General features: G+C 41.3%; 30 protein-coding genes. 13 read left to right on the top strand and 17 right to left on the bottom strand.

The window, feature by feature from the left end; all coding sequences use genetic code 11:
* Positions 1-7: 7 nt before the first annotated feature.
* The 4 genes from hemY to NSQ34_RS04980 form a co-directional block, all read right to left on the bottom strand.
* Complete coding sequence (hemY, locus tag NSQ34_RS04995) at positions 8-1,420, bottom strand: protoporphyrinogen oxidase (protein ID WP_176967536.1); 1,413 nt, start codon at positions 1,418-1,420, stop codon at positions 8-10.
* A gap of 22 nt (positions 1,421-1,442) precedes the next feature.
* Positions 1,443-2,381 (bottom strand): ferrochelatase, encoded by a 939-nt coding sequence (gene hemH, locus NSQ34_RS04990; protein ID WP_024426557.1) that lies wholly within the window; start codon positions 2,379-2,381, stop codon positions 1,443-1,445.
* 32 nt (positions 2,382-2,413) lie between these two features.
* Complete coding sequence (gene hemE / locus NSQ34_RS04985; RefSeq protein ID WP_024425464.1) at positions 2,414-3,472, bottom strand: uroporphyrinogen decarboxylase; 1,059 nt, start codon at positions 3,470-3,472, stop codon at positions 2,414-2,416.
* 125 nt (positions 3,473-3,597) lie between these two features.
* A complete protein-coding gene (locus NSQ34_RS04980; RefSeq protein ID WP_041117024.1) occupies positions 3,598-5,733 on the bottom strand; it encodes a PBP1A family penicillin-binding protein in 2,136 nt (711 codons plus the stop codon).
* Positions 5,734-5,860: 127 nt separating this feature from the next.
* Here NSQ34_RS04980 and NSQ34_RS04975 point away from each other — a divergent pair, with 127 nt between their 5' ends.
* Positions 5,861-6,346: an antibiotic biosynthesis monooxygenase gene (locus NSQ34_RS04975; protein ID WP_034282197.1), complete on the top strand. Its 486-nt coding sequence runs from the start codon at positions 5,861-5,863 to the stop codon at positions 6,344-6,346.
* Positions 6,347-6,410: 64 nt separating this feature from the next.
* Here NSQ34_RS04975 and NSQ34_RS04970 read toward each other — a convergent pair whose 3' ends face one another.
* A complete protein-coding gene (locus tag NSQ34_RS04970; protein WP_224426392.1) occupies positions 6,411-6,563 on the bottom strand; it encodes a hypothetical protein in 153 nt (50 codons plus the stop codon).
* Positions 6,564-6,846: 283 nt separating this feature from the next.
* On the opposite strand from NSQ34_RS04970, the gene NSQ34_RS04965 reads away from it, so the two are divergent.
* Positions 6,847-8,034 carry a M20 family metallopeptidase gene (locus tag NSQ34_RS04965; RefSeq protein ID WP_176967538.1) on the top strand — a complete coding sequence of 396 codons (1,188 nt, stop codon included), beginning with the start codon at positions 6,847-6,849 and terminating at the stop codon, positions 8,032-8,034.
* Between the two features lie 27 nt (positions 8,035-8,061).
* Here the strand turns inward: NSQ34_RS04965 and NSQ34_RS04960 are convergent, their stop codons facing one another.
* From NSQ34_RS04960 to NSQ34_RS04950, 3 genes are read right to left on the bottom strand one after another with little or no spacing between them, the layout of a single operon-like run.
* Positions 8,062-8,769 (bottom strand): EcsC family protein, encoded by a 708-nt coding sequence (locus NSQ34_RS04960; RefSeq protein ID WP_176967539.1) that lies wholly within the window; start codon positions 8,767-8,769, stop codon positions 8,062-8,064.
* 45 nt (positions 8,770-8,814) lie between these two features.
* Positions 8,815-10,035, bottom strand: a complete 1,221-nt coding sequence (locus tag NSQ34_RS04955) for an ABC transporter permease (protein ID WP_176967540.1) — start codon at positions 10,033-10,035, stop codon at positions 8,815-8,817.
* Positions 10,028-10,768, bottom strand: a complete 741-nt coding sequence (locus NSQ34_RS04950; RefSeq protein ID WP_046310435.1) for an ABC transporter ATP-binding protein — start codon at positions 10,766-10,768, stop codon at positions 10,028-10,030. The genes NSQ34_RS04955 and NSQ34_RS04950 overlap by 8 nt, the downstream gene beginning before the upstream one ends.
* 486 nt (positions 10,769-11,254) lie before the next feature.
* Between NSQ34_RS04950 and NSQ34_RS04945 the strand changes: the two genes are divergently transcribed.
* The 3 genes from NSQ34_RS04945 (at position 11,255) to NSQ34_RS04935 (ending at position 13,568) form a co-directional block, all read left to right on the top strand.
* Complete coding sequence (locus tag NSQ34_RS04945) at positions 11,255-11,683, top strand: HIT family protein (protein WP_024425457.1); 429 nt, start codon at positions 11,255-11,257, stop codon at positions 11,681-11,683.
* A gap of 159 nt (positions 11,684-11,842) precedes the next feature.
* Positions 11,843-12,922, top strand: coding sequence for a 3-phosphoserine/phosphohydroxythreonine transaminase (gene serC / locus NSQ34_RS04940; protein ID WP_034282206.1), 1,080 nt, complete (start codon positions 11,843-11,845; stop codon positions 12,920-12,922).
* A 127-nt stretch (positions 12,923-13,049) separates the two neighbouring features.
* Entirely contained in the window at positions 13,050-13,568 is a 519-nt protein-coding gene (locus NSQ34_RS04935; protein ID WP_024425455.1) for a tryptophan transporter, read from the top strand.
* A gap of 253 nt (positions 13,569-13,821) precedes the next feature.
* Here NSQ34_RS04935 and NSQ34_RS04930 read toward each other — a convergent pair whose 3' ends face one another.
* Entirely contained in the window at positions 13,822-14,013 is a 192-nt protein-coding gene (locus tag NSQ34_RS04930) for a hypothetical protein (protein WP_041117013.1), read from the bottom strand.
* Between the two features lie 128 nt (positions 14,014-14,141).
* Here NSQ34_RS04930 and NSQ34_RS04925 point away from each other — a divergent pair, with 128 nt between their 5' ends.
* A complete protein-coding gene (locus NSQ34_RS04925; protein ID WP_024425453.1) occupies positions 14,142-14,498 on the top strand; it encodes a YtxH domain-containing protein in 357 nt (118 codons plus the stop codon).
* Between the two features lie 187 nt (positions 14,499-14,685).
* A complete protein-coding gene (locus NSQ34_RS04920) occupies positions 14,686-15,306 on the top strand; it encodes an HTH-type transcriptional regulator Hpr (protein WP_034282207.1) in 621 nt (206 codons plus the stop codon).
* Here NSQ34_RS04920 and NSQ34_RS04915 read toward each other — a convergent pair.
* A complete protein-coding gene (locus NSQ34_RS04915; RefSeq protein ID WP_024426566.1) occupies positions 15,284-15,628 on the bottom strand; it encodes a YhaI family protein in 345 nt (114 codons plus the stop codon). The genes NSQ34_RS04920 and NSQ34_RS04915 overlap by 23 nt on opposite strands.
* Positions 15,629-15,860: 232 nt before the next feature.
* Here NSQ34_RS04915 and NSQ34_RS04910 point away from each other — a divergent pair, with 232 nt between their 5' ends.
* Complete coding sequence (locus NSQ34_RS04910) at positions 15,861-16,382, top strand: DUF3267 domain-containing protein (protein WP_034282208.1); 522 nt, start codon at positions 15,861-15,863, stop codon at positions 16,380-16,382.
* Positions 16,383-16,464: 82 nt separating this feature from the next.
* Positions 16,465-16,650 carry a hypothetical protein gene (locus NSQ34_RS04905; protein ID WP_072368131.1) on the top strand — a complete coding sequence of 62 codons (186 nt, stop codon included), beginning with the start codon at positions 16,465-16,467 and terminating at the stop codon, positions 16,648-16,650.
* A gap of 51 nt (positions 16,651-16,701) precedes the next feature.
* On the opposite strand, the gene NSQ34_RS04900 is transcribed toward NSQ34_RS04905, so the two are convergent.
* Positions 16,702-16,791 carry a YjcZ family sporulation protein gene (locus NSQ34_RS04900; protein ID WP_017360317.1) on the bottom strand — a complete coding sequence of 30 codons (90 nt, stop codon included), beginning with the start codon at positions 16,789-16,791 and terminating at the stop codon, positions 16,702-16,704.
* Positions 16,792-16,936: 145 nt separating this feature from the next.
* Positions 16,937-17,023, bottom strand: coding sequence for a YjcZ family sporulation protein (locus tag NSQ34_RS04895; protein WP_008361129.1), 87 nt, complete (start codon positions 17,021-17,023; stop codon positions 16,937-16,939).
* 161 nt (positions 17,024-17,184) lie between these two features.
* Between NSQ34_RS04895 and NSQ34_RS04890 the strand changes: the two genes are divergently transcribed.
* Positions 17,185-18,069 carry a peptidylprolyl isomerase gene (locus NSQ34_RS04890; RefSeq protein ID WP_041117009.1) on the top strand — a complete coding sequence of 295 codons (885 nt, stop codon included), beginning with the start codon at positions 17,185-17,187 and terminating at the stop codon, positions 18,067-18,069.
* A gap of 53 nt (positions 18,070-18,122) precedes the next feature.
* Here NSQ34_RS04890 and NSQ34_RS04885 read toward each other — a convergent pair whose 3' ends face one another.
* The 4 genes from NSQ34_RS04885 to NSQ34_RS04870 form a co-directional block, all read right to left on the bottom strand.
* Positions 18,123-18,353, bottom strand: coding sequence for a sporulation YhaL family protein (locus NSQ34_RS04885; RefSeq protein WP_041089925.1), 231 nt, complete (start codon positions 18,351-18,353; stop codon positions 18,123-18,125).
* A gap of 117 nt (positions 18,354-18,470) precedes the next feature.
* Positions 18,471-19,418 carry a 3'-5' exoribonuclease YhaM gene (yhaM, locus tag NSQ34_RS04880; protein ID WP_024425447.1) on the bottom strand — a complete coding sequence of 316 codons (948 nt, stop codon included), beginning with the start codon at positions 19,416-19,418 and terminating at the stop codon, positions 18,471-18,473.
* Between the two features lie 62 nt (positions 19,419-19,480).
* Complete coding sequence (locus NSQ34_RS04875) at positions 19,481-22,267, bottom strand: AAA family ATPase (RefSeq protein WP_342501046.1); 2,787 nt, start codon at positions 22,265-22,267, stop codon at positions 19,481-19,483.
* A gap of 16 nt (positions 22,268-22,283) precedes the next feature.
* On the bottom strand, positions 22,284-23,498 hold the full coding sequence (locus NSQ34_RS04870) for a DNA repair exonuclease (protein WP_176967542.1): 1,215 nt from the start codon (positions 23,496-23,498) through the stop codon (positions 22,284-22,286).
* A gap of 172 nt (positions 23,499-23,670) precedes the next feature.
* Between NSQ34_RS04870 and NSQ34_RS04865 the strand changes: the two genes are divergently transcribed.
* Positions 23,671-23,859 (top strand): YhzD family protein, encoded by a 189-nt coding sequence (locus NSQ34_RS04865; RefSeq protein ID WP_034623924.1) that lies wholly within the window; start codon positions 23,671-23,673, stop codon positions 23,857-23,859.
* A 31-nt stretch (positions 23,860-23,890) separates the two neighbouring features.
* On the opposite strand, the gene NSQ34_RS04860 is transcribed toward NSQ34_RS04865, so the two are convergent.
* Entirely contained in the window at positions 23,891-24,664 is a 774-nt protein-coding gene (locus NSQ34_RS04860; RefSeq protein ID WP_051582030.1) for an enoyl-CoA hydratase, read from the bottom strand.
* A 181-nt stretch (positions 24,665-24,845) separates the two neighbouring features.
* On the opposite strand from NSQ34_RS04860, the gene NSQ34_RS04855 reads away from it, so the two are divergent.
* The gene (locus NSQ34_RS04855) at positions 24,846-25,172 is read left to right on the top strand and encodes a potassium:proton antiporter (RefSeq protein ID WP_342501045.1); all 327 of its coding nucleotides are present in this window, start codon (positions 24,846-24,848) and stop codon (positions 25,170-25,172) included.
* Positions 25,173-25,236: 64 nt separating this feature from the next.
* The gene (locus NSQ34_RS04850) at positions 25,237-25,734 is read left to right on the top strand and encodes a cation:proton antiporter regulatory subunit (protein WP_024425442.1); all 498 of its coding nucleotides are present in this window, start codon (positions 25,237-25,239) and stop codon (positions 25,732-25,734) included.
* Positions 25,735-25,737: the final 3 nt, after the last annotated feature.

Genomic DNA, 25,737 nt, shown 5'->3' with positions numbered 1-25,737 from the left:
TTGTTTTTTATGAAAATAGGTAAGATAAAGCTTCTGAAATAGCAGCTTTTCCTTGATCAATACAATCAGGGATTCCGACACCTTCAAAAGCAGCACCTGTGATATAAACACCAGGATATGATTGCTTAAACGTTTCTCGCATGTTCGAAATAGCTTTTTGATGACCGACGTGATATTGCGGCATGCTCGTCTTCCAGCGAGTCACTGTCGTCAGTTCTGGATCTGCTTTAATATCCATGATTTTTTTCAAATCCTCCAGCACGATGCTGACGATTTGATGGTCTGACTGCTCGACAATTGATTCGTCGCCAGCTTTCCCTACATAGGCACGCAATAGCGTTTTTCCTTTAGGAGCTGTATGCGGCCATTTTTTGTTCGTCCACGTACAGGCTGTAATAGAGAAATCACTGTTTCTTGAGATGACAAAACCAGTACCGTCATATTCATTATGAACATCCTCTTCTTTAAAACCGAGTGCCACCGTTGCAACAGAAGTTGATGTCATATCATGCAAGTACTCAAGCCCTGCTTCTTTTGGAATCATGGAATAGATCGATTGATGCGGAGTTGTCACAATGGCTGAATCAGCAAAAAGCGTTTGACCGCTGTCTAACTGCACACCGTAGCCCCCATCTGTTTTTTCAATCTGCTGCACTTTTGTCCCTTTATAAATCGTTGTCAGCTTGAGCTTGCTTTCTACTGCTTCAACAAGCGCTTGCAGTCCTTGATTGATCGTTTGGAACTGCCCTTGTCTTTTCGCTGTCACTTGCTGCGCTTTCGCATGCTGCTGTGATTTTTTCATCCCAAGAATCAAACTGCGATGCTTTTGTTCTGTTTGATAAAACTGCGGGAAGGTAGACATTAAGCTGAGACGGTCAATGTCACCTGCATAAATGCCTGATAGAAGAGGTTCGATTAAATTCTCAACTACTTCATCACCGACACGTCTTCTAAAAAATTCACCGAGCGACTGATCTTCTGTTTGCTTGCTTTTTGGCAAGACGAAATCCATTGCGGCTCTCGCTTTTCCTGCAACTGAAAAAAGACCGGTTGTGATGAATGGGCTGATTTGAGTTGGAATACCCATGACAGCGCCTTTTGGCATCGGGTGAAGAGTTTCATTGACTAGTACATATGCCTGCCCTGTTTCATTATTGACGAGCTGATCTGCGAGACCCACATCCTTCGCCAGCTGCGGTCCACTGACCTTTCTTTCTAAAAATGAATCAGGTCCACGTTCAATGATGTAGCCGTCTTTATATAATGTTTGTATTTTTCCACCTAGCCTAGGGCTCGCTTCAATAAGAGATATTTGAATGGGAAGACCTTTTTCTTCGACTTCCTTTTCCAAATAGAAGGCGGCGGCTAAACCAGTGATGCCACCGCCAATGATGACAAGGTGTTTTTGATTGTCATGCATAGGATCGCCTTCTTTTATATAATTACTTGCTTTCGTCAAGCTTCTTTAATACGACAGTTGCGAGAGCATCAATAAATGCTGGTTTCGCATTTGGCATTTCTGGACGATAGTAGGCTGCACCGATTTCATCTGTCACGACTTTACATTCATAATCGTTGTCGTATAACACTTCAAGATGGTCAGCGACAAATCCAACAGGCACATATACGAACGTTTTATAGCCTTTTTGTTCGAATAGGTCCCGTGTTAAGTCTTGAACGTCTGGTCCAAGCCATGGATCAGGCGTGTTGCCTTCACTTTGCCAGCCAATTTCATAATGTTCAATTCCTGCACCTTCTGCAATCATTTTGGCAGATTGTGCGAGCTGATCAGGATATGGATCTCCTGCTGCAATAATCTTTTCAGGAAGGCTGTGTGCAGACACAATGAGTACGGCTGATTCTCTTTCCTCTTCACTCATCGATGCATACGTATCCTTCACTTGTTTCACCCAATAGTCCACAAACTTCGGCTCATCGTACCAGCTTTCCACAGACGTAATCTTCAGATTGCCAAGCTTGTCTGCCTCATCTTGTGCACGCTTGTTATACGATTTCACGCTAAAGGTTGAAAAATGCGGCGCAAGAACAATACTCACTGCTTCTGTGATGCCGTCCTTGTGCATCTCTGCAACTGCATCCTCAATGAACGGCTCAATATGCTTTAAGCCAATGTAGACATGAAATTCAATGTCGTCTTGGATGTCGTTCAAATGATCACACAAACCATTTGCCTGCTGTTCGGTAATTTTTGATAAAGGAGAAATACCGCCGATTGCCTTGTAGCGATCCTTCAAATCTTGCAGCATCTCTGGCTCCGGCTTTCTGCCTCTGCGGATATGTGTATAATAACGCTCAATATCTTCTTCTTTATATGGGGTGCCATATGCCATGACAAGAAGTCCCATTTTCTTTTTCTCCACAACCAACACTCCTTCAGATCATTTGAAATAGTTTAGATGGATGATTTTTTATGTTTCGCTGAATAATCGTGAATAAAATCTGTCAGCTTCTTTAACGTATCTGGTGAAACATCTGGAAATACCCCATGACCTAAGTTAAAGATAAAGTGATCTGATTTCATTCCTTGATCTAAAATATCTTTTGCTCTCTCTTCAATGACTTCCCAAGGAGCAAGTAAAATGGTTGGATCAAGGTTCCCCTGTAACGTTTTTGTGAGCCCTTCTTTTCTTGCTTCGTCTACACTCATACGCCAATCCAGTCCAACCACATCAAGCGGCAGGTCATGCCAGTCTTTCGCTAAATGGCTTGCTCCAACTCCATACATGATCATTGGGACGTTTTCAGACTTCAGCTCTGTGAAAATTCGCTGCATGACAGGCTTAATGAATGTCCGGTAATCTGCTGCATTTAAAGCACCAACCCATGAGTCGAAAATTTGAAATGCACTGACCCCGGCTTTTACCTGCGCGCGTATGTACGTAATCGTCATATCAGCTAACTTGTTCATAAGCAGCATCCACGCCTCAGGATCACTGTACATCAGTGCCTTTGTTTTATGATAATTTTTAGATGGGCCGCCTTCAATCATATAGCTTGCCATCGTAAATGGTGCGCCAGCAAAACCGATAAGCGGAACATTCAGCTGCTCCTTCGTTAAAAGCTGAATGGTATCAAGCACATATGGCAGGTCTTCTTCAGGATGAAGTTCCCCAAGACGTTCGATATCTGCTTTAGATCGAATCGGTGCATCAATCACAGGTCCAATTCCATTTTTAATTTCTACGTCCACTCCAATAGCCGGAAGCGGGGTCATAATATCTTTATATAAAATAGCGGCATCTACACCATATTGTTCTACAGGAAGTCTCGTTACATAAGCACATAGCTCTGGCTGATGCGTAATTTCAAATAGCCCGTATTTTTCTTTAAGGGCACGATATTCAGGCTGTGAGCGTCCTGCCTGTCTCATATACCAAACTGGTACATGGTCTGTTTTTTCCCCTTTACACGCCTTTAAGAACGTGTCATTAAAAACCTTCGTTTTTCCCATTACCTTTCATTCCACCTTTCGCCTTATACTCTCTTTTTGTACAAGGCTCAAACCTGCTTTTACTATACCGTTTTTTCAAGGCACGGTATACTAAAGCGGCTCAATGTTCAAAAAATCGCCGAATATTAACGTCCAAAAGCCTCTGGCTTGACATATGGACTGCCTTCGCCTTCTTCTTGCGTTTGGGTATTATATGGAACAACCTTATACTCTGCATTTGAAAATACATTGGCATACGGCATTGTATAGCTGCCCACGCCTGTCACTGTGTCGATCAGCGTCTCGCTTCCATTTCTCTTTTCATAAATGCGGTATTCAACGCGTTTATCCTCTTGATTGTCCCAAGACAGCTCTAATGTAAACAATCCTTTGATTTTAAACGCATAGCGGGCTTCAAATCCTGATAGTCCCTCTAAATGGATAGGCGACTCGAGCTCTTTTATCCCCTCTGGTTTTTCAAACGTTTCATTGGTGATTTGAGCTGCTGTTAAAATATCTTTAAACAGCTGCACCGGGAATTGACTGCCGCCGGTTAAATAGTGACTGTTATCGGTTTTGTCATACCCCATCCAAATCGCACCCGTTGTACTAGGCGTATAGCCGGCAAACCAAGCATCCTTTGTTGCACCTTTCACACCTGAATATGTGGTCGTACCTGTCTTACCTGCTAAATCTCCAGCGTATGAACCGCTCTGGGCTGTCCCGCCTTTGACGACTTGCTGAAGCATTCTTGTCATATTCCAAGCATTCTGCACGCTAAACACTCGTTCTTGCTTACCACGATTCTTTTCTACAGTTTCTCCTTCATCATTGGTGATTTTCTGAATGAAGAAAGGCTTTTTATATACGCCTTCATTTGCAAATGTATGGAAGGCTCCAGCGATCTGTAATGGAGAAACTCCTTTTTCTAAACCGCCAAGCGCCATGGCTAGTCCTTTATCCGAGATATCTATCCCCATTTTCTCAAGATATGATTTCGACGTGTCAATGCCCAGCTGGCTTAACGTCCACACAGCAGCGGTATTTTTACTTTTCATGAGGGCATCCACCATTGTGACCCTTCCTTCATACTGCCCATCGTAATTTTTTGGTGAATAGCCGTCATAGCTTTTTTCTTTGTCTTCAAGCAATGAATAAGGTCTGAATTTTTTCTCCTGCATTGCCGGACCGTAGACCGCGATCGGCTTAAAAACAGATCCAGGCTGCCTAACAGCTGTCACCCTGTTGTAGCCTCTCGCCTGATATTCTCGTCCACCGATGGCTGCTTTCACTCCACCAGACTCGTTATCAATGAATACGGCGCTGCCTTCCGGAGAACCGCTTTTTCCCGGGAAATAACGGTTGTTCTTCATCGCATCATATGCGGTTTTTTGCAGATTCATATCAATCGGAACTGTAATGGTATAGCCGCCTTGAAGCAATTGTTCATGTGAAATGGCATACTCTGACTCTGCTTCTTTAATGATGAGATCAACATAGCTGTCCACCCAAGGCGTTTCTGATTTCTTTTTCAAATGAATGCCTAGTGTTCTCCCTTTTGCTTCTACTGTTTCTGTTGAAGACAAATATCCTTGTTCGTTCATTAAATTCAGGATGGTGTCCCGCCTTTGTTTATTTTTATCAGGGTGTAAAACAGGCGAATAAGAAGATGGTGCCTTTGGCATCGCAGCGAGTGTGGCACCTTCGCTGACCGTTAAATCTTTGACATCCTTACTAAAGTAATAATTGGCTGCTGCCTGAATACCATAAACACCATGGCCAAAGTATAGCTGATTCAAATACATCTCAAGCAGCTTATCCTTTGAATAATCTCTTTCTAAGTTAATGGCAATAATGACTTCTTTTGTTTTTCGAAGAAAGGTTTTGTCATTTGTGAGAAAAATATTTTTTGCGAGCTGCTGGGTGATTGTACTGCCGCCCTCTACCTTCCCTCCTGCTAATATATCTCGATAAACCGCCCTTGAAATAGACTGTGCATCAATGCCGTGATGCTCATAAAAACGCTTGTCCTCAACAGCCACAAAAGCTTTTGCTACTTTATCAGGCACCTCTTTTAATGACACAGGATCCCGATTTTCTGAATACATGCTTGTGAGTTCTTTTCCATTCTGATCAATGATTTTGGAGGAAGCGTGAAAAACAAGCTTCTTTTCATCTATGACATAATGTCCTAAAAATAAAATCGTCAGATAGCCAATAAATGAGAGTACGATTGTACTTCCTGCAATGACTAATGGAATGATTATCTTCTTTTTCTTCAAATTAGGTCACCTCATTCCTTTATACGGATAGTATGGGATGTATTGCTTCATAATATGTTTTATGGATTGACTGCCAAAGAATTATATATCATTCTTTTGTTATACTATCAAGCAGGAGGCGGTTTAGATGAATTTCTATATTACATATGGAACAGCAGATTTTTTGCATAAAATCGCAAAGAAACACCATCTGGAAAATCTGCTTTATATGGTCGGAAAAGAACAAGCAGCTCTTTTTCATGAAACGGAGGGTGAGACTGTATTTAAAGCCCCTCATGCCTATGATGTGATTTATGCGAAAGGCGCGCTTGTCCAATCTGGTTTCGTCACCTTGAATCATATCCCTGTTAAGCTTGAAAGCAGAGCACTGTTTGAATCCACCTTTCAGAAAAAGACGAACATCTCAGAACATCAGCGCGGCTTCCAGGCTATTCGCGTTTTAAGACCGCAAAAAGATGAAGAAGTTTATTTGATTTTGACACTTTGGGAATCAGAGGACTTATTTCAAGACTTTCAAGAATCAGAAGCATTCTTTCAGCCACACGAGGATACAGGCTCCATTTTCTCTCGTCCAGCTTACCTCACATCCTATCATGCCGTCACAGACAATTAAGGAAGTGCTGCTCTCAGCACTTCTTTTTTTCATCAAAAAAAGCCCAGTCGATGGGCTCTTCATTTTATGAGCTTGATTTCAGCTCGTACCGATGAATGATCGGCTGAAGCACATAGAAATTCAGCAATATCCAACCTAATAAGACCGGCCACTTCAACATAGGTGAAGCACCTTTCAATTGAATCAACAGCACCAATAGTGGAATCAAGCAGATCATGAAAAAACTCATTTTTGAGAGAAATGTTTCTTTAATTTGATGCCGGCAGCTTGGACACATCATCATTTTCGTATGTGATAAATGAAATTTTTCGACGAAAGAAAATGTTTTTGAACAATTTGGACAGCTTCCCAACGCTACTCCTCCCTTTCCCTGCTTCATATCAACTTCGACTTTTATGTAAAATGACCTTTTGCTACTGACCACGAAATCCTCTTCTGTTGAAAGATTCTAACAATTACCATACAATCAGTAAAAGAGCATGAAGGAGGTTTTCGATTCAATGACAATATCCACTTTACAAAAAAGCATCAATGAACGTCTTGATGAACATTATGAGGAAATGGTTGAAATTAGACGCCATCTCCATATGAATCCTGAACTTTCTTTTCAGGAAGAAGAAACAGCCGCTTTCATCGCCAGCTACTATGATACATTACAAATACCTACGCGCACCAAGGTGGGCGGTCATGGCGTACTCGCTTTTATTGAAGGAGCTTCTCCGGGACCAACCATTGCCCTCAGAGCTGATTTTGATGCACTTCCCATCCACGATGAAAAAGATGTACCTTACAAATCAACAAAGCCTGGTGTGATGCATGCGTGCGGTCACGATGGGCATACTGCGACACTTCTTGTATTAGCAAAAGTCTTGCATACGCATCGTAATCAATTAAAAGGAAAGATCGTCCTCATTCATCAGCATGCGGAGGAATATGCTCCCGGCGGTGCAAAACCAATGATTGAAGACGGCTGTTTAGACGGTGTCGATGTGATATTCGGTACGCACCTTTGGTCTTCAGAGCCTTGTGGCACGATTCTTTATAAAAGCGGGAACTTTATGGCAGCGGCCGATCGTTTCTCCATTCAAGTCCAAGGGAAAGGCGGACACGGCGCTCAGCCTCATTTAACAAAAGATGCCGTACTCATCGGTTCACAAATCGTCGCAAACCTGCAGCAAGTCGTTGCACGTAAAGTCAATCCGATTGATTCTGCTGTTGTTTCTGTTGGAGGTTTTGTAGCAGAGAATGCCTTTAACGTTATTGCAGATTCAGCTGTTTTAACTGGTACTGCACGATCCTTTGAAGAAAGTGCACGGCATATTATCGAACGAGAAATTGAACAGGTGGTAAAAGGGGTATGCCAGATGCATGATGCTGCCTACACATATGAGTACGTCAGAGGATACCCTGCTGTCAAAAACCATCCAAAGCCGACGGAATATATTGCTGGCATCGCAAACCAGACAGAAGGTGTCACAGAAGTAAAAGAAGCGGAAACCCAAATGGGCGGAGAAGACTTTGCTTACTACCTTCAGCATGTCCCTGGTACCTTCTTCTACACAGGCGCCATGCCGGAAAACAGCCAGGACGTGTATCCACATCATCATCCAAAGTTTGATATCAACGAAAAAGCAATGCCTATTGCAGCAAAGGTACTCGCGAACGCCGTTCTTTCCTACAATGAATAAAAAAAGCCGCTGTCATCAGCGGCTTTTCTATATCATTTCTTTCAATATTCGCAAGTGAAACACATGGCGTGCGACCTCTCCGAGCTGTCCTGTCAGCTGATGATTCGCCACCCCGCCAACAGCGGCTCCGACGACCGGCATTAATTGAAACAGCTTTACAAGATCAATGTAATCTCGATACTCCTGCTGAAAGCTGTACCAATCCATTTCCTCGCGGCTCGTTTCCCAATCATCTATGATCTTCATCATTTTTTGACGATGGGGACTGCTGGAAAAGGCGAGCTGAAATATACAGAGCAAAAAGAGTCTTTCCTCCTTTTGAGATAAATCAAAGCCATAAATACACGCCAGCTCATAAAGGCATTTCATCTTTATGCTTAACAGCAGCGGAAAGTCTGCCATTCCGAGGAATAAACCGCCTGCACCTGTTCCAACCCCTTCGATAGCAGCCGCCTTTTGGTAATACTTCACTTTATCCTTTGCCAGTTCATTTCGTTCTACAATAGATAATTGTTCATCAATCACTGAAAATGAAGTAAAGTGTGATCCTGATACGGTGGATTCAACCATTGTTTTGACTGCACTTGTGATGACTTGATGAAACCTGGCAGGAATTCGGCGGTTCACATGCTGCTGAACTCCTTTTGAAAACCGTTCGATCTTTGAAGGTTTTCTTAAAAAACGTGTTTGAAAAAGAATGGCTTCTTCATACAACTCCCGTTCAGCTGCATTCATCCGGTCCCCTCCTTGATGTCATCATACGCTCGCTGTAATCTCCACTTATCTCATCTTTTTTAACCTGCTTTGTACGTAAGGCTTAAAGAGGACAAGCACAAATGCTAAAGAAATGAGAAAGGCCAGTCCGCTTCCCTGCCAGCCTCCCGCTGGAAGTACCGCACAGCTCAGCAAGATTGATTGGATGATCAGCACATTACGGACGAGAACAAAAAAGCTTCGATCCTTTTCTTTTTGAGAAACTGGATAAAGTGCCTGTAATGAAAGATGAGCAAAGTGCTTCGTTAACGGCACAAGCTGTACACCTGTGATAAATACTGTGAACAAGACTAGTAACGCACCCACCCAGCCTGCTGCACCTGTATACAAAATAATCAGGACAAACACGGCCGTTAATCTAAACACCAGACCAAAATAATCATTTGAGCGTACAAACGCCCTCACATACATATAAGAAAAAGTTTTACGCTGATCGTAAGGAACAAACTTCATAAGCCAATCCATGTATGCTCTTCTTTTCACCTGTTTCTTTAAGTGAGGCACATCTGTAAATAAGTTTGCCAAACGATAAAAGCGCTGCTTCCGTTTTAATTCATCAGAAATATGCATTTCCCATTGAAAGGGCTGTTTTTTCACTGCATTTGTTAAGTAGACGAGATATACACCATAGATAAGATAAAAAACGATTGCAATCGCATAGGCTGCCTGTAAGACGGTGTAGATCAACATCACATTTAATAGAAAACGAAGAGCTGCATCGAGCCATCTCACGTGTTTTCCTTGAAAATATGTGATTCTCCATTGAATGGCTGTATTCAGGCCCTTTATTAAGATCATTTGCGCCAGTATCAGCACATATCCCGTGATGCCTCCTGAAGACACCGCCGAATAAAGCGGAAGTGCGACAATGGATACAGCAATGAGAGGAAACAGCTGAGAAATGAAGCTAAAATTAAACGCTTGTTTTAGGTAAGGCTCCATCTTCCCTTCCAAAGGAAGCAAAAACACGAGATCGGCTTCTTTAATCAACGTACGTACGTATGAGCTTGTAAGTACCAATGAGAAAACAACTGCCATCACCCAGTAAGATGGGAAGTGAGCCGGAATATGTTTAAGCCAGCTGCTGTACCAGCTTGCTCCGCCAGCAAGGAAAAAAATGAGCACAATGACAAGATGATCGTTGAACATGTATTTTAAGTATTTTCTTGTTTCTTGTACGTGTTCCTCTAGTCTTGATTTCCAAATGGTTTGTGTTGTTTTACTCATAGCTTTCTTCCTTTGTTAATTCCAAATAAAGATCATCGAGTGTCGCATCTCTCATATTGAACTGTTCTCTCAGCTCTGCCAGCGTTCCTTTCGCTCTGATTTCCCCTTCGTGCAAAATAATAAAGGAATCACAATAGCGTTCAGCTGTCGCCAAAATATGCGTTGACATCAGGACACTAGCGCCATTTTTCTTCGCAGCATTCATCCGTTCAAGCAGTGCATTGATCGCAAGAGGATCAAGCCCTAAAAACGGTTCATCGATGATATACAGCTCTGGTTCCACAAGGAATGCACACATAATCATGACCTTCTGCTTCATTCCTTTTGAAAAATGAGCAGGGAACCATTTCAGCCGTTTCTCCATTCGAAATTCTTTCAGCAATGATGGCAGGCGTTCGTCTAATTGTTCCTTTGATAGACCGTAAGCCATCGCTGTCAGCTCTAAATGCTCTTTTAGCGTTAATTCTTCATATAAAACAGGTGTTTCAGGAATAAATGTAAATTGTGAACGATACGCCTCTTGGTCGTCTTGAAGAGTTCGTCCATTCAATTCAATGACACCTTTATGCGGTTTCATGAGCCCGATAATATGGCGGATGGTTGTACTTTTCCCCGCCCCGTTTAAGCCAATGAGACCGACGATTTGATTTCTTTCTAATTCAAATGAAATATTTTTTAGAACGGGATTCTTCGTATATCCACCCGTTACATCTTTTACAGTGAGAAGGGACATGAATTCGTTCCTTTCTTTCTTTTTTCCTTTATAGTAACAAAAACGAATGATAATTTGAAATGTTTACCTATAGACGAGTCATGAATAAAAAATAGGCGCTTTGGTCATCATAATGTATGTAGAAGAAATGAACTTGATGACCAATAAGTAAATGAGGTGTTTGTTAAAGGCAAAGAACCGCATGACAAGTTGGTTTTTCATCTAAAAACCTTAGCTTCTGTTTTGCTTCACTGATTCTTGATTTTTGTGTCCTATACAATATGTATACGACAAACCAAAACGTCAAATGAGGTGTTTACGGCAGAAATAGCAGGCATATGAATTCTTTATTTCAGTAAATAGAGAATTCAAAAGGCATTCGAATGAAAGTATCAGCATTTCTTCTGCAGGAGCAGGATGAGCGACCAAAGGAGTTCGCTTGTCCTGTTTTCTTTTTTGCTTCTTTTTGTGATACGATAAAGGAAAAATAATGAGGAGTGACATGGCGTGAGCGACTGCATTTTTTGCAAGATCATTGATGGAGACATTCCATGTGCAAAAGTATATGAAGACGAGCATGTATTGGCTTTTCTTGATATCAGCCAAGTAACAAAAGGACATACCCTTGTAATCCCGAAAATACATAAAGAAAACATCTATGAGATGACACCAGAAGTGTCTAACCACTACTTCCAAGCGATTCCGAAAATTGCAAGGGCGATCAAACAGGAATTTGAACCTATCGGGTTAAACCTCCTGAACAACAACGGTGAAAAAGCCGGACAATCGGTATTCCATTACCATATGCACATCATTCCGCGCTACGGAAAAGGTGATGGCTTTGGTGCCGTATGGAAATCACATCAAGATCAATACACGTCAGAGGATTTAAAAGACATTTCTTCTGCCATCCACACGCGGCTTACCTCATCTTAACAGATGAGGTTTTTCTTATTTTCACCCCTTTTCATCGCTTCCGCCTTTTAATAGTAAGATATTTTGAACGATTCAATTTTTTTGTCCAAATGCTTCAAATTTGTGATAGGATGGTTTTATCTTTTGATCCATTAACGCGAGAAATAGGGAGAGATTGTGATGAAGCGAACGACGAATTTTAATGCTGGTCCGGCGGCATTGCCGCTAGAAGTGCTTCAAAAAGCACAGGAAGAACTTGTTGATTTTAAACAAACTGGGATGTCTGTGATGGAGCTTTCTCATCGCAGCGGTGAATATGAAGCAGTCCACAATAAAGCAAAAGCGCTTTTAGTGGAACTGATGGACATTCCAGAAGATTATGAAGTCCTCTTTTTACAAGGCGGAGCTAGTCTTCAATTTGCGATGATTCCAATGAACTTCTTACATGAAGGCGAAACAGCTCATTTCATTCAAACAGGCGCTTGGTCAGAAAAAGCATTGTCAGAAGCAAAAGGGTTTGGGCAGACATCTGTGCTTGCTTCAAGTGAAGATGACAACTACTCGTATATTCCAGAAGTAGATGCATCCGGTTTAACAGATGGCGCTTACTTACATATCACATCGAACAATACGATCTTCGGCACTCAGTGGAAAACGTTCCCAAACACGTCACTCCCGCTCATTGCGGATATGTCCAGTGATATTCTCAGCAAAAAAATAGACGTTTCTTCATTTGATCTCATCTATGCCGGGGCACAAAAAAACCTAGGGCCTTCAGGTATCACGATTGTGATTGCGCGCAAACGTTTATTAGAGAAAGAGAAAAGCAGCACGCCAAAAATATTAAAATATTCAACACATGCAAAAGCCAATTCTCTTTATCATACACCACCGACTTTTGCGATTTATATGCTGTCACTTGTCCTTGAGCATGTCAAACATGCTGGCGGTGTAGAAGCAGCGGAAAAACGCAATGAACAAAAAGCAGGCATTCTCTATGATACCATTGATCAAAGCGGCGGTTTTTATCAAGGACATGCGCGTGCTGACAGCCGTTCTCATATGAACGTCACCTTTACTCTTCGTGATGATGCACTTACTTCTTCCTTTGTGGAAAAAGCAAAGCAAGAGCAAATGGTTGGACTTGCCGGCCACCGTTCTGTCGGCGGATGCAGAGCATCTATTTACAATGCGGTCTCAATAGAAGACTGCCAAAAGCTTGCGGACTTTATGAAAAAGTTCCAGCAAGAAAATGAGTAAAAAGGCTTTTCTATAGGGAAATAAATTTGTTATAATAACGAGAAATATAAAGTCATGACTCTTGCAATAAATGATGAGCCATATTATTGGAGAGTCCTATAAGAGCTTAGCAGAGGAGAGCATAGAAATGAAAACAAAAGAATTAGTGATTATGTCATTGCTTGCAGCAATGGGAGCTGTTTTGCATACGATTTTCCCGCCCATCTTTTTCGGAATGAAACCTGATATGATGCTGGTCATGATGTTTTTAAGCATCATCCTTTTCCCAAAGGTTCAGCATGTTGTCGTGATTGCGCTAGTGACTGGCGTGATTTCTGCATTAACAACGGGATTCCCAGGCGGACAAATTCCGAATATGATTGATAAACCAGTGACAGCCTTTATCTTCCTAGCCCTTTTCTTATCTTGCTTGAAGATAAAGAACAAAGTGGTGCTGACCGCTGTGTTAACTGCGATTGGAACCATCGTATCCGGTGTGATTTTCCTATCTGCCGCTTTACTGATCACTGGACTGCCAGCTGCATTACCGGCACTTCTTGTGGGCGTGGTCCTGCCAGCAGCCGTGATTAATACCATTGCTATGGTATTTGTCTTCCCAATTGCTCAGTCCATTTTAAGACGTGCAAGAATGATAGAAGTTGCTTAACGAATAACCGAACCTCTTCATGATAGATGAAGAGGTTTCAGATTGTTGACAAAGGGCTAAAATGATCTTGATTTTAGCCCTTTGTCTTCTTTTCAGCGTGATAGAAAACCTTTGAAGTCTAGGAAGGACGAGTACTGGCGCGGAGCGAATTTGATATTCGTGAGCACCAGCACGCAGGACTGACAAAGAATGCGAGGGTTTGTCTACACGCTGGAACCTCTTCATGATAGATGAAGAGGTTTTTTTCATGCTTTTATAAAAGAAAAAGGGTCAGCAGCAAAATGAGGAGCGAAATCCCTGCACCAGCCGCACACACAAGTGCTTTTTGCTTTAAGACATGTTTTGGCGGATAAGACCCTGCATATCCAAGCTGTCTTGCATAATGAATAGAACCAACTGTAAAAACGATGCCGATACACATAAAAACGAACAGAAAGACAGACAACCTTCTCCCCTCCCTTTTCTTCAAAAGTATGCTAAAATAAAGCAAGCTATGTATGGAAGTTCAATGAAGCTGATCGTCAGCTCAGAGAGAACATGCGAATGTGTAAAATTTGACTAGAGGTGATTTGAATGGCTAGTGGACGTTCTTTATTAACAGGATTATTTGTAGGCGGTCTCCTCGGAGGTGCGGCAGTGCTCCTGACGACTCCCTCTTCTGGCAGAGATGTGCGCGGAAAAGTGAAAGACGGCTATGACAAATTCGAAGATACGCTGACAAAATTAAAAAGAGACGGACAAGCTTTAAAAGAGCAAATTGTGGAAACAGCAAAAGAAAGCGCAGAGGTGATTAAAGAAGTCGGGTCTGAATTGCAAACATCGATTCAGCAATGGCGCGAAGAAATCAAACCTCATCAGCAGGACTTACAAAAGGAAATTCAGGAAATTGAAGAAAAGCTCAAACAACTGGAGAAAACCTTACAAAACTAATATACTCACAAAAAAATATTCGTTTACAAAAGTGTGCGGGGTGCGTATCCCGCACTTTTTTTGTTGAAAAAAGGTTATTTTGACAATGTTTTTCATGACTTTTAAAAATTCTTGAATTTTCAGCTTTATTAATCTTTATTTTATTGGCATAATAGAATTACAAGAAAAAGAGAAGTAGGTGAAATGGATGAATCATTCGGAACAGCCTTTCGATGTAAAAGAAGCACTTTTATTCAGTCAAAGAATGGCCCAATTGAGCAAAGCTCTTTGGAAATCCATTGAAAAGGACTGGCAGCAGTGGATCAAACCGTATAACCTAAATATCAATGAACATCATATTTTGTGGATTGCGTATCAATTAAAAGGAGCTTCAATATCAGAAATTGCAAAGTTTGGCGTCATGCATGTATCAACGGCGTTTAACTTTTCCAAGAAACTGGAGGAACGAGGATTTTTAAAATTTTCTAAAAAGTTAAACGATAAGCGCAATACGTATATTGAGCTAACGCCAAAAGGCGAAGAGACATTCCATAAACTACTCGAAGATTATGACCCGGCACGAACTGGTATTGTCAAAGGCGCACAGCCGCTCCATGACATTTACGGAAAGTTCCCTGAGATTTTAGAAATGATGTGTATTATCCGAAACATTTATGGTGAGGATTTCATGGAGATTTTTGAGAAATCGTTTTCAAACATTGAGAAGGACTTTTTGAATGAGCGAGGAAAAGTCACAAAAAAGACTGAGGAACTTGAAAACTCAGCTGAGGCAGCAGAAAAAGCGGCTAAAACAAATCAAATTGTTTAATGATCTTTATAAATTCATTCATTAGCGGCTGAAACAGCCCCTGATCATGCAAAGCAAATATCGTCTCATGAACATCCAGCTTTTCAATTAACTGTCCCGCAAAGAGCGCAAGGAGATCGTCAAACATGACGTAGCCTTGTGCTTTTTGCTTATCCATTTCCTCTGAAAGCTCAGCACAAATACGCTCAATTTCCTCTGCCTCTTCTTTCGATACACGCTGCCTGATCAATAACGCATAATATGGATAACGGCTCATATCGGCTGCCGTCAATAAAAGTTCCATGTAATATTCAAGCTGGCTCATTCGTTCCTCAATACTCATGTACGTTCCCTCTTTCTCTTAGTCCTTCTATTTTAGCCGAAATTACTCATTGACGAAAGAGACGAACCTCCCCCTTCTGTTCTTTTTTCTTGAAAAACCCAAAGTTTCCTCTCCTTATTCCATATGAAGGCACCATTTTATTTTTTTTCATCAAAACCATTGATTTTTATCCTCAGGAAGAGTAAATTATCTTGAGATATTCAATTCGATTTTTAGATTGGAAGGATGAAAAATGAATTGTTGGAAGACCATTAATCTTGAAAAGGATTATGGTTATACGAGAATGATGATTTCAGCCATAAGTCTTGCTATCCTTTTTTTCATTATGGCATTTTTATGTTTTCAACTGACTCATCCTGAAACGCGGCTAAGCAGCCATAACGCACCGCTTTTTGCCGTGCTCTTACTTGTGACATTGCTTGTCCACCGTGTGGTTCACTTGATCCCAGTGATGAAAAATAAGAAAAAAATGACGCTATTGATGAAACGAAATTGCTGGCAGCGCGTGCCTAAGAAAGTGATGCTTTTTTCACTTCTCAGCCCGTTTTGTGTCATCTCACCGGTTTACTTTTTGTTAGGCGTGGCGTTTCCTATGTACGCACACTATTTTATCATCATCGCAAGTATACATGCAGGCTATTGTTTGCCTGACTTTTTATTTGCATGGAAGCTGCTCAAAGCACCTAAATCCTGCATCATCGATCAAGCTCAAGACGAGTTTGATATTTTAGTTGACCAAACTTCCTCATCATGAGGTTTTTAAAGCCAACTTCTATCTTTTTCATAAAAAATTTGGTAATGTAGTATGGGAATAGCATAGAGAGGGGGGATCTCCGATAGTTTTATTTTACTTCATCGTCTTTGCCGCGTTTATTGTGTATTCAATAAACAGGCTTACTAATACATTATGCCTTGTCAGAGAGATTCCTGAAGAACGGCAAGATAAGGTGTTTCGCTTTATCAATGTATCGATACTGATCTTACTTATCTCATCATTTGTTGAAATTACCATTTCCATTTAAGATCAAAGCAAAAGCTGCCAGTTTGAGGGCAGCTTTTTGTGTATATTTTCATTAGCAAATCCAAGATGCACCGATGATGATCAATAAAATAAATAATACGACGACTAGTGCAAAACCGCCAGCAAAGACTTCTCCTCCCATGTGAAAACACCTCCTGCCAGTTCTTCCTCTGTTCTAAGCTCAGTGTATGCAGAAAAATAAAAAACGTTTAGGCACCTGTCATCGTTTGAAAAAAGAACCGCCCTCACGCACGGCAGGACGGCTCCCTTCTGTCACAGCGATTTAATTAGTAAAGATATGCTGCACCAACGATGATCAGCAAAATGAATAGCACGACCAATAAAGCAAACCCATTAGAATATCCTGCTCCCATATAATTCAGCCTCCTTTTTGTGATCACTATATGTGTATGTCGCGCGCAATTTTTTGACTAGACGAATGCCCTTCCATTTGCATTTCTTTTTACAGCGTGTCACAATATGTTATGATACAAGCAATGATAAATAAATTGGAAAGATTAGGAGTGTTTTTTGAATGAAAAAAATGGCTTTAGCAGCTGTAACAGCAGTAAGTGTTTTAACTCTTGGCGCATGCAGTAGCGGTGATAAAGATGTGATCGCCACAACAAAATCAGGAGATGTCACAAAAGGAGAACTTTATACTACTCTTAAGAAACAAGCAGGTGGAGATGCTTTAAACCTACTTGTTCAACAAAAGGTTCTTGCTGACAAATACAAAGTATCTGATAAAGAAATTGATAAGAAATTGGAAGAATATAAAAAGACACTTGGTGAAGATCGTTTAAAACAGCTTCAAGATGAATTCGGTAAAGATTACATCAAAGATCAAGTGAAATATGAGCTGCTGACTCAAAAGGCTGCCAAAGCTAACATCAAAATCACTGATAAAGAAGTAAAATCGTATTACGATGACCTTAAAGGAAAAATCCGCGCAAGTCACATTTTAGTAGCTGATAAGAAAACAGCTGACGAAGTGGAAAAGAAATTAGATAAAGGTGAAAAATGGGATGCCCTTGTCTCTGAATATTCAACTGATACTGCTTCAGCAGCACAAGGCGGCGATGTAGGCTGGTTCGCAAAAGAAGGCCAAATGGACGAGAACTTCAGCAAAGCTGCTTTCAAACTAAAAGTAAATGAAATCAGCAAGCCAGTAAAATCCCAATTCGGCTACCATATCATTAAAAAGACTGAAGAACGCGGTAAATATGATGACATGAAAGCGGACTTGAAAAAAGAACTGCTTGACCAAAAACAAGCAGACACAAATGAAATCCAAAACATCTTAAACAAATTAGTAAAAGATGCTGATGTGAAAGTAAAAGATAAAGAGCTTCAAAAAACGTTCAAAGAAAAATCTGAACAGCCTGCACAAAATCAGCAGCCTCAACAAGGCCAGTAATCACAAAAAAACCCTCTGCCGTCATCGTGCAGAGGGGTTTTTGTATGACGAGATTAAGCAATCGAATGATCTTCATGTGCCGCAGTATCCTGCGATCTTTTCACCTGCTGATCCTGACGTCTGCGCTCTCTTTCCTGTTCCATTCGCTCGATAAAAATTTCTCCTTCCTTTTCAATAAAGGATTGATCAATCTCTTGCTCCTCTTTGGCTGTTGTCATTAATTTATACGCACAGAAAATAATGCCGATGATACATGCATACACCCACCACGGAAAAAACAACATTTTTTCATCGCCTCCTTTTCTTAAGGACATTCCTCTCTTCCTTTGTGTTACATGCTTATGCGAAAAGAAGACAAGTTATGAAAAAAAACGCCCGCATAAACGGACGTTTTGACATGATTATTCGTGATGGAAGGTTGGTTTATAAAACGAACGATTCTCAAGTGCAAAAATACGTTCTGTATATTCTCCTGGTTTCACATGCTCAAGCGCACGATCCATCATGTTCATTTTCGCATCTAAATTATCAATATAGTGGAGAATTTCAGCTTCTTTTACCATTGGTGGTTTCGGGCTGCCCCATTCTCCTTTTCCATGATGACTCAGGACTAAGTGCTGTAAAATGAGAATTTCCTCTGAATCAATGCTAAGCTCTTCCGCAGCTTTCGCAATTTCTGTCACCATAATGGAAATGTGGCCAATTAAATTCCCTTCCACAGTATATGTCGTGGAGACTGGGCCCGAAAGCTCTTTGACTTTCCCTAAATCATGAAGAATGATACCTGAATATAAAAGATCTCGATCTAGTGATGGATATAGGTCAACAATGGATTTTGCTAAATGCAGCATAGACACGACGTGGTAGGCGAGTCCAGAGACAAATTCGTGATGATTTTTTGTCGCTGCTGGATAATCAGCAAATTCCTGTCCATATTTCTTCAGCAAATGCCTTGTAACACGCTGAATATTAGGGTTTTTCATATCAAAGATATATTGCATAATCGTATCCATCATATCGTGTTTTGGAATAGGAGCTGTTTCGAGAAAGTCATCAATTCGAATTTGCTCGTTTTCAGCAACAGGGCGTATATTCCTAAGCTTCAGCTGATTCCTCCCGCGATAATGATGAATGTCGCCTACTACCTTCACGATGGTTTGCGGTCCATAGGTGATTTCATCATTCTGCTTTGCATCCCATAGTTTCGCCTCAATATCTCCACTTTGATCTTGAAGAATGAGCGTTAAAAATGGTTTGCCATTACTTGCAATTCCTTTAGTAGATGATTTAATTAATAAATGCAGGTCAACTTGTTCGCCGACATCATAGGTCATGATCCCTTTAGCCATTCAATAAAAGCTCCTTCCATGTTTCTGCTCATATAAGTATAACATAAGTCATTATTTGTCAATCATTCAACTGCTAAACTCGTAATCTGTCCATCTTCAGCTGCCTGCATCATATGCTGATGACAGGTAAAATAAAACAGCTGTGTTTCAAAACGCGTGAGTTCATTCATCAACTCCAGCACTCTTCCTAGACGAACATGATCAAAATGAACGAAGCTGTCATCCATCATAAACGGAAGCTGACATTCCTGCTGATGAGACAAGGCGAGTGCAAAACGAATGGCCAGATAGACTTGTTCACATGTTGCTTGCGAGAGCTCTTCTGGGCGGAATATTCGTCCATCCATCCTTTTCACGATCAGCCGGTCATCCTCTGGTGAAAATAAAATGGCTTCATATCGATCATTCGTTAACGGCTGAATAAAGCGGGAAGCTGTTTGCAGCAGTGCTGGCAGCCTTTTTTCTTTATGTTCATTCAATTTTTCTCGAATGACGGAGCGGACAAGCTGAATCGCCGCCCATTTTTTCGCAAGGTGTTTTGCATGCTCCTGCTCAGCTGAAAGCTGATGAGTCAAATCAGACACCGTACCTGAAGCTTCTATTTGCCGGATTTCCACTGCTCGTTCTGCCAGACGTTTTTCCATATTCGCCGCATTCGATTGTATGTTATTCAGGTGCTGCTTTGCTTCCGCACACTCTTCTTCAAGAAGGCGCAATCCTTTACGAACAATCGATTCTTCCTCATCAAAGCAGCCGCTTCTATGCAGCTCTTGATTCAGCTGCTGCAAATGGGAAAGCCGTTCCCGATATTCTTTCGATAGATGAGAAAGAATTTGGTAATCTTTTTTGGACTCTGCCTCTACTTGGCGAAAAAGCGCGTCCATTTGTTTTTCGTAATAGTCAATTTCCCCTTCCAGCGTCGTGATCTGCTGTTTCACATGTTGAATCGATACATCCAATGTCTGACGTTCTTTTTCTCTTTTCGCCTCATCTTTCAATATCTCTTGAAAGGCCGAGATGTTCTCTTGAATGGTGCCTTCCTTTCGCTGCAGAAGACTGCTTAACGCTTCCACCCTTTGCTCATAATTGGACTGCTGGCCGGCAAGCTCGTCTATTTCCCGGCTAAGCTCCTCATATCCCGCTGTATTCGTTTTTAATTGCTTCAGGATAAGGAAGGCTTCTACTAGGAAAGAAAGCTCTGAGGACAAGCCCAGCTGTTTTTTCTTTTCCTCTACTTGCTGCTGGACAGGTTCCAGCTCCTGCTCCCAGTCTTCATATTGCCGGATGATCCTTTCGTACAAAAGCTCCTTCTGCCTCACAAGCGTTTCAGCTGAAGCTGCCTGTACTTGGAAGGAATCGAATGTTCCCCCGCCGCTTCCCTGTTTCACCTGTGTCGATTTCAAAAATGGGTAAATAGCAAATAAGACAAAAACAGAAAACCCTGCAAATAAGAAAGTAACCCACCACTCTGTTAAAAAGAAAAGGACAAGCAGAAATGCAGCATCAAATATCACCATCACAGAGAATAACCACGCCCGGGAATGAACCTGTTTCTCTTTTGCTCTTGTCCCCCCAGCTTCCACTGTACTATGCGATTTGGCCTGCTGTTCCTTTAATCCTTTTAAAGCGGTTTCCGCTTCTTCCAGCTCATGTCTTGCATGATCAAACCGGTCATCCAGCTGTGCCTTTCTGTCCATTAAACGAACGTAGTGGCTGACAGCCTCCTTTAATTCCCACTCAAATTCAAGGGAGTCGTCAATCTGCCCAAGCTTGACTGAACGCTGCCACTTTAGCTTCGCTGCGGCTTCGTCCATTTTTTGTTTCAATGAATCACGTTCTGCTTTACATTCTGCTAAGCGGTTTTTGACACGTTCAGCATGAGGAGATTCATCAACGACACGCTTCATCTCCAGTAATGTATCCTTGTCATAAAGCGGTTGAACTTGTGCCAGCGAGGTTTGCAAATGATCTAATTTTTGCTTTAGTGCAGTCATTTGAGCCTTTTTCGGGTGAAGGTGTGATTCTAATTTATCCAATTCATGCTCTGTTTCTGCTCTAAAGCGTTTGACTCGTTCTGGATAACGGGCTAATTCTTTTTTTAACTCCATCTTCTTCTCTAACATGGGATAAAGTCGAATGTGTTCGTTTAACTGCTGAATCTGTTCTTCTGTCTGCTTCATTTCCTTTTGAAGCGCTGTGATCGTCTCTATGAATTCAGAATGCTCCCGTTTTTTTTCTGTATAACGGCCTTCTGCCAATCTAGCTTGTTTCAGCTGGGCAGCCAGCTCTTTTAAACGATCAAGCTGCTGGTTTAATTCCGGCTTGCGTCCATTTGGTTTAAACAGCTGCTCCTGCTGCTTAAGCAGCCTGCTATCCATCTTGGAGGCAGCATCTGAGCCAAATAAACTTGAGAAAAGGAGAAATTCACCGATTTGATCTTCGTTTAAGGCTTGGACATTTTGCAGTCCAAACACATCAAATGAATAGATTGATTGGAATAATCTGCGATCTGTTCCCTTTAAAAGAGTTCGTAGAAATGCTTCATCTTTCACTTCACCATTCGGTAAAAACACCTGCGTTTGACCGCCTCGATCGGACGATCTCTCAATGTGAATGACACCTAACTCCTCATCTAAGCAAGTGAGGGAGCCGCCATAGAAAGATCCTTGTTTCGGCTTGTATATCTTGTTTTTTGAAAAACCAAATAACATCGACTCAATAAATGCCTTCAATGTCGTTTTCCCCGATTCATTCAGGCCGTAAACTAGCTGAAAACCGTCATCAGAAAAGTGAAAGGTTCGATTTGAAAATTTCCCGAAATTCGCTATATGGAGTGAACGTATTTTCATCATACCTCTCCTGTTCTCATAATTGCTTCAGCTGTTCCGTCAGCAGCCTTTGTGCTTCTTCTTTTATATCCACTTCATCCTCTTTTGTGAGCGCTTTTCCTGACTTCCTGTAGGTTGGGTGACGCTTGATCGGTGAAAGCAGCTCTTCATATGACTCAAACTGTGCAATTTCTGCAGTTAGTTCCTTCAAAAAGGAGTCTTCTGGATCAATCACATCCTCGTTTGTTCGGCAATCAATTGACATCACCCAAACAAACACATCTTCATCTTCCTCCTGCTCATGAAAAACAGTCATCAGCTCTTCGAGGACCTCAAGCTGCGTATGCTCAAAGTAAGAAGGCGCATCACCTGTCAATTCAATTCTCACAAAATGAGGAACGCCTTCCTCTTTCAGCTCATTGATTTTGCTTTCCACAAGTGTGACAAGGTCCGTCATATGAGCCGTTTTTGTGATGTCTATGGCCAGTTTCTCAAAGATGATATCTGCACAGCTGATAAAATCCGCTGCCCGTGAATCTTCGGAGAGGTGAATCAAGTAACAGCCTTTTTCTCCCGTTTCTTTAATATGTCTGCCCTGCACATTACCAGGGTAAATAATAAATGGATCTTCATACAGAAGGGCTCTTTTATGTATATGTCCGAGCGCCCAATAATCAAAATCCCGTGCTATGAGCTGCTGAAGCTGAAATGGGGCATATGCATCATGTCCTTCTTGTCCGGCTAAAGTGCCGTGAAGCATCGCAATGTGATAGGCAGCATCTGTTGTTTTGACATAATGAGATGTCATATTTTCATAGACAGCCCGCTCTTTGTAGCTAAACCCATAAATACTCGCGACAAGCTGCTTCCCTCGATAATAGGAGTGCTCACTTGGTGTACTGCTCGAAAAGACATGTACATTCTCGGGCCACTCAATCGGTGTCCATTCCCCGCCTAAATGATCATGATTCCCATAAATAATAAAGACTTCAATGCCGTGCGTTTGCAGTCTTACAAACTGATTTCTTAAAAACAGCTGTGCTTTTAAGCTGCGATTGGATTCATCAAATAAATCTCCGCTCAGCAGCACAAAGTCTACCGCCCGCGCAACGGCGAGATCAAAGATGTTCTTAGCACTTTGAAATGTACTTTCTTTGAGCCGCTTAAATATAGAATTAGGTATAGTCGACATTCCTGCAAATGGACTGTCTAAATGTAAATCTGCGGCATGAATAAAGGTGAGCTTAGTCAAACGTCTATCTCCTTGTCCGATACTGTCATTGTCCATATTTTATCATGCCATTTTTACGAATGCACGTTCTATCACTCTCAATCTAAAAAACACATTTTTAAGGGCTAAAAAAGAGGTTTTGTCTTATTCCATGTTTAATTACATTAAAAAACAGAGGAAAGGAAGATGAGGAATGGAGAAGACATACTTTTTAACCGTATTTGACCGGTCGGGTGAGACTTTATTAAATGAAAAAATCACAGCGGATAATGACGAGAAGGCAAAGGAATTAGGACGCCATCGCTTAATGGAACAGCAATACACAAAGCATTCTCATCGACTCGTTGATCAAGCAGGAAAGCTGCTTTTATTTGAACGTTAAAAAAGCCGGCTTTCGCCGGCCTCATGTTCATTTATGCTTTTTGAAAGACAGGACGTCTTTTTTCTAAAAAGGCTTGTATACCTTCCTTGTGATCATGACTTTTTCTCAGTCTTGCCTGTGCGGCTCTCTCTTTTTGAAGAACGGCTAAGAGCTTTGATTCTGACTGCTGGAAATAGATCATCTTTGTTTCGATAAAGGCTTGAAGCGGCATGTTCATAAATGGCTTCACACACACTTTTTGGTACGTATCGACCTCATCCTGAAACACCCCGTCTGCAAGGCGCAGCTTTAACGCTTCTTCAGCCGGCAGCTTTTGTCCGCTCCAAATCAATTGTTTAGCGGTTTGCTCACTCACTCTTTTTGTGAGGAAAAAATGCCCCCCGCCATCTGGAATTAATCCTACTCCATTAAAATTCATGGCAAGTTTTGCATCCTGATGCATAAACAAGTAGTCACAGCTTAGAGCAAAGCTAAAAGCGAGGCCTGCTGCTGACCCGTGGACAAGCGCAATCGTCACTTTTTTCATACCAGCTAGAGAAAGTGTTATTCCCTCGATCAAATCCATCACACGATGGAAATCTTCTTCACTTTCCTGCTTGAGCATCATCCCAATATCTCCGCCTGCTGAAAATCCTTTTCCCGCTCCCTTGATGACAACTACTTTTGCACTGCTTTCCTCCGCTGCATCACATGCTTCTTTGAATTCAGCAAACATGTCCACATGAAAAGAATTATAAGCTTCAGGCCTATTGAAAACGATTTCAAAAACATCCCCGTCTAACTGACAATTGATATATGTCATCATCCATCCCCCTCTTCTTTTAAAAGCTCATAACTTACTTCCATTTCCATCATGTAAAACCTTTTTCTCTAAACAAAAAATTTCAAGATCAATTGATACTAAAATAAGCATAATGATTGAAACAAGAAATATATTTTTATATAGTAAAAAAAGAAAGAAAATAAATTTGAAAGGAGGAGGATGATTGATCAGATGTTCCATCATGATAGTGGTTAGCTTCATCGTCATGTTTTCTCCTTTTTCAAATGTCGTTTTTGCTTCACAGGCAGAAGCGAGTATACCTAGCCTGATTTCTCCATCCATTTATGATGAAGAAATCAATGCTGTGAAGACACCTTCGTTTTCAAAAAAACATGCTTCATCCATTCTGTTGAAGGACAGATTATCAATGATGGATGCCAAGACTTTTCTGCCAAAGCCTGCCCCATCAGCTGCATTGTCCATTGATCTATGTTTTTTGGAAATGAAGTGTGCGATCCCCGTTATGTATCAATCTAATTACCTCTACTGATTCATTTTATTTCATCCGCATTTACTATATAAAAAACACAGACTATCAAATTCGGAGGGATAAAATGAACATTAAAGAAAATGATCTTCCTGGGATCGGAAAGAAATTTGAAATTGAAACGAGAAATAGAGAAAAAATGACGATTGTGATTCATGATGATGGCAGACGGGAAATTTATCGTTTTGACGATGATGATCCAGATGAAGTGCTGTCTACCATTTCACTCGATGATGCTGAATCCCGGCAAATCGCTGCTATTATCGGCGGTATGGTGTATAAACCGCAGGCACTAGAAACCATTGAAATGGCCTTCAACGACTTGATCATTGAATGGTTTAAAGTGGAAAAAGGTGCAAAAGCGGTTGGACATACACTCGGTGATTTAGATGTGAGACAAAATTATGAAGTCACCGTGATTGCGATCATTAAACATACAAATGAAAAATTACTCAACCCTGGTGCCGATTCGATTATTCAAGCAAATGATACGATGGTCATTTCGGGCGAAAGAAAACACTTGAAACGATTGGTACGTGATTTTCTTTCTAGAGGGGGAGAGTGATGA

The organism is Bacillus sp. FSL P2-0069, from assembly GCF_038593315.1.
Classification (GTDB): Bacteria; Bacillota; Bacilli; order Bacillales; family Bacillaceae; genus Bacillus; species Bacillus safensis.
This window is presented reverse-complemented; position numbering and strand designations above follow the sequence as displayed.

What these genes read in the sequence shown, in the direction of transcription:
- NSQ34_RS04865 (WP_034623924.1), top strand. Translation starts at nt 23,671, where the DNA reads ATGGAGAAGACATACTTTTTAACCGTATTTGACCGGTCGGGTGAGACT.
- NSQ34_RS04970 (WP_224426392.1), bottom strand. Translation starts at nt 6,563, where the DNA reads ATGATCTGCTTGATTCCACTATTGGTGCTGTTGATTCAATTGAAAGGT.
- NSQ34_RS04885 (WP_041089925.1), bottom strand. Translation starts at nt 18,353, where the DNA reads ATGTTGTTTTTTCCGTGGTGGGTGTATGCATGTATCATCGGCATTATT.
- hemY (WP_176967536.1), bottom strand. Translation starts at nt 1,420, where the DNA reads ATGCATGACAATCAAAAACACCTTGTCATCATTGGCGGTGGCATCACT.
- NSQ34_RS04925 (WP_024425453.1), top strand. Translation starts at nt 14,142, where the DNA reads ATGGCTAGTGGACGTTCTTTATTAACAGGATTATTTGTAGGCGGTCTC.
- NSQ34_RS04950 (WP_046310435.1), bottom strand. Translation starts at nt 10,768, where the DNA reads ATGTCCCTTCTCACTGTAAAAGATGTAACGGGTGGATATACGAAGAAT.
- NSQ34_RS04900 (WP_017360317.1), bottom strand. Translation starts at nt 16,791, where the DNA reads ATGGGAGGAGAAGTCTTTGCTGGCGGTTTTGCACTAGTCGTCGTATTA.
- NSQ34_RS04960 (WP_176967539.1), bottom strand. Translation starts at nt 8,769, where the DNA reads ATGAATGCAGCTGAACGGGAGTTGTATGAAGAAGCCATTCTTTTTCAA.
- serC (WP_034282206.1), top strand. Translation starts at nt 11,843, where the DNA reads ATGAAGCGAACGACGAATTTTAATGCTGGTCCGGCGGCATTGCCGCTA.
- NSQ34_RS04875 (WP_342501046.1), bottom strand. Translation starts at nt 22,267, where the DNA reads ATGAAAATACGTTCACTCCATATAGCGAATTTCGGGAAATTTTCAAAT.
- NSQ34_RS04975 (WP_034282197.1), top strand. Translation starts at nt 5,861, where the DNA reads ATGAATTTCTATATTACATATGGAACAGCAGATTTTTTGCATAAAATC.
- NSQ34_RS04890 (WP_041117009.1), top strand. Translation starts at nt 17,185, where the DNA reads ATGAAAAAAATGGCTTTAGCAGCTGTAACAGCAGTAAGTGTTTTAACT.
- yhaM (WP_024425447.1), bottom strand. Translation starts at nt 19,418, where the DNA reads ATGGCTAAAGGGATCATGACCTATGATGTCGGCGAACAAGTTGACCTG.
- hemE (WP_024425464.1), bottom strand. Translation starts at nt 3,472, where the DNA reads ATGGGAAAAACGAAGGTTTTTAATGACACGTTCTTAAAGGCGTGTAAA.
- NSQ34_RS04935 (WP_024425455.1), top strand. Translation starts at nt 13,050, where the DNA reads ATGAAAACAAAAGAATTAGTGATTATGTCATTGCTTGCAGCAATGGGA.
- NSQ34_RS04955 (WP_176967540.1), bottom strand. Translation starts at nt 10,035, where the DNA reads ATGAGTAAAACAACACAAACCATTTGGAAATCAAGACTAGAGGAACAC.
- NSQ34_RS04920 (WP_034282207.1), top strand. Translation starts at nt 14,686, where the DNA reads ATGAATCATTCGGAACAGCCTTTCGATGTAAAAGAAGCACTTTTATTC.
- NSQ34_RS04965 (WP_176967538.1), top strand. Translation starts at nt 6,847, where the DNA reads ATGACAATATCCACTTTACAAAAAAGCATCAATGAACGTCTTGATGAA.
- NSQ34_RS04850 (WP_024425442.1), top strand. Translation starts at nt 25,237, where the DNA reads ATGAACATTAAAGAAAATGATCTTCCTGGGATCGGAAAGAAATTTGAA.
- NSQ34_RS04915 (WP_024426566.1), bottom strand. Translation starts at nt 15,628, where the DNA reads ATGAGTATTGAGGAACGAATGAGCCAGCTTGAATATTACATGGAACTT.
- NSQ34_RS04895 (WP_008361129.1), bottom strand. Translation starts at nt 17,023, where the DNA reads ATGGGAGCAGGATATTCTAATGGGTTTGCTTTATTGGTCGTGCTATTC.
- NSQ34_RS04860 (WP_051582030.1), bottom strand. Translation starts at nt 24,664, where the DNA reads ATGATGACATATATCAATTGTCAGTTAGACGGGGATGTTTTTGAAATC.
- NSQ34_RS04910 (WP_034282208.1), top strand. Translation starts at nt 15,861, where the DNA reads ATGAATTGTTGGAAGACCATTAATCTTGAAAAGGATTATGGTTATACG.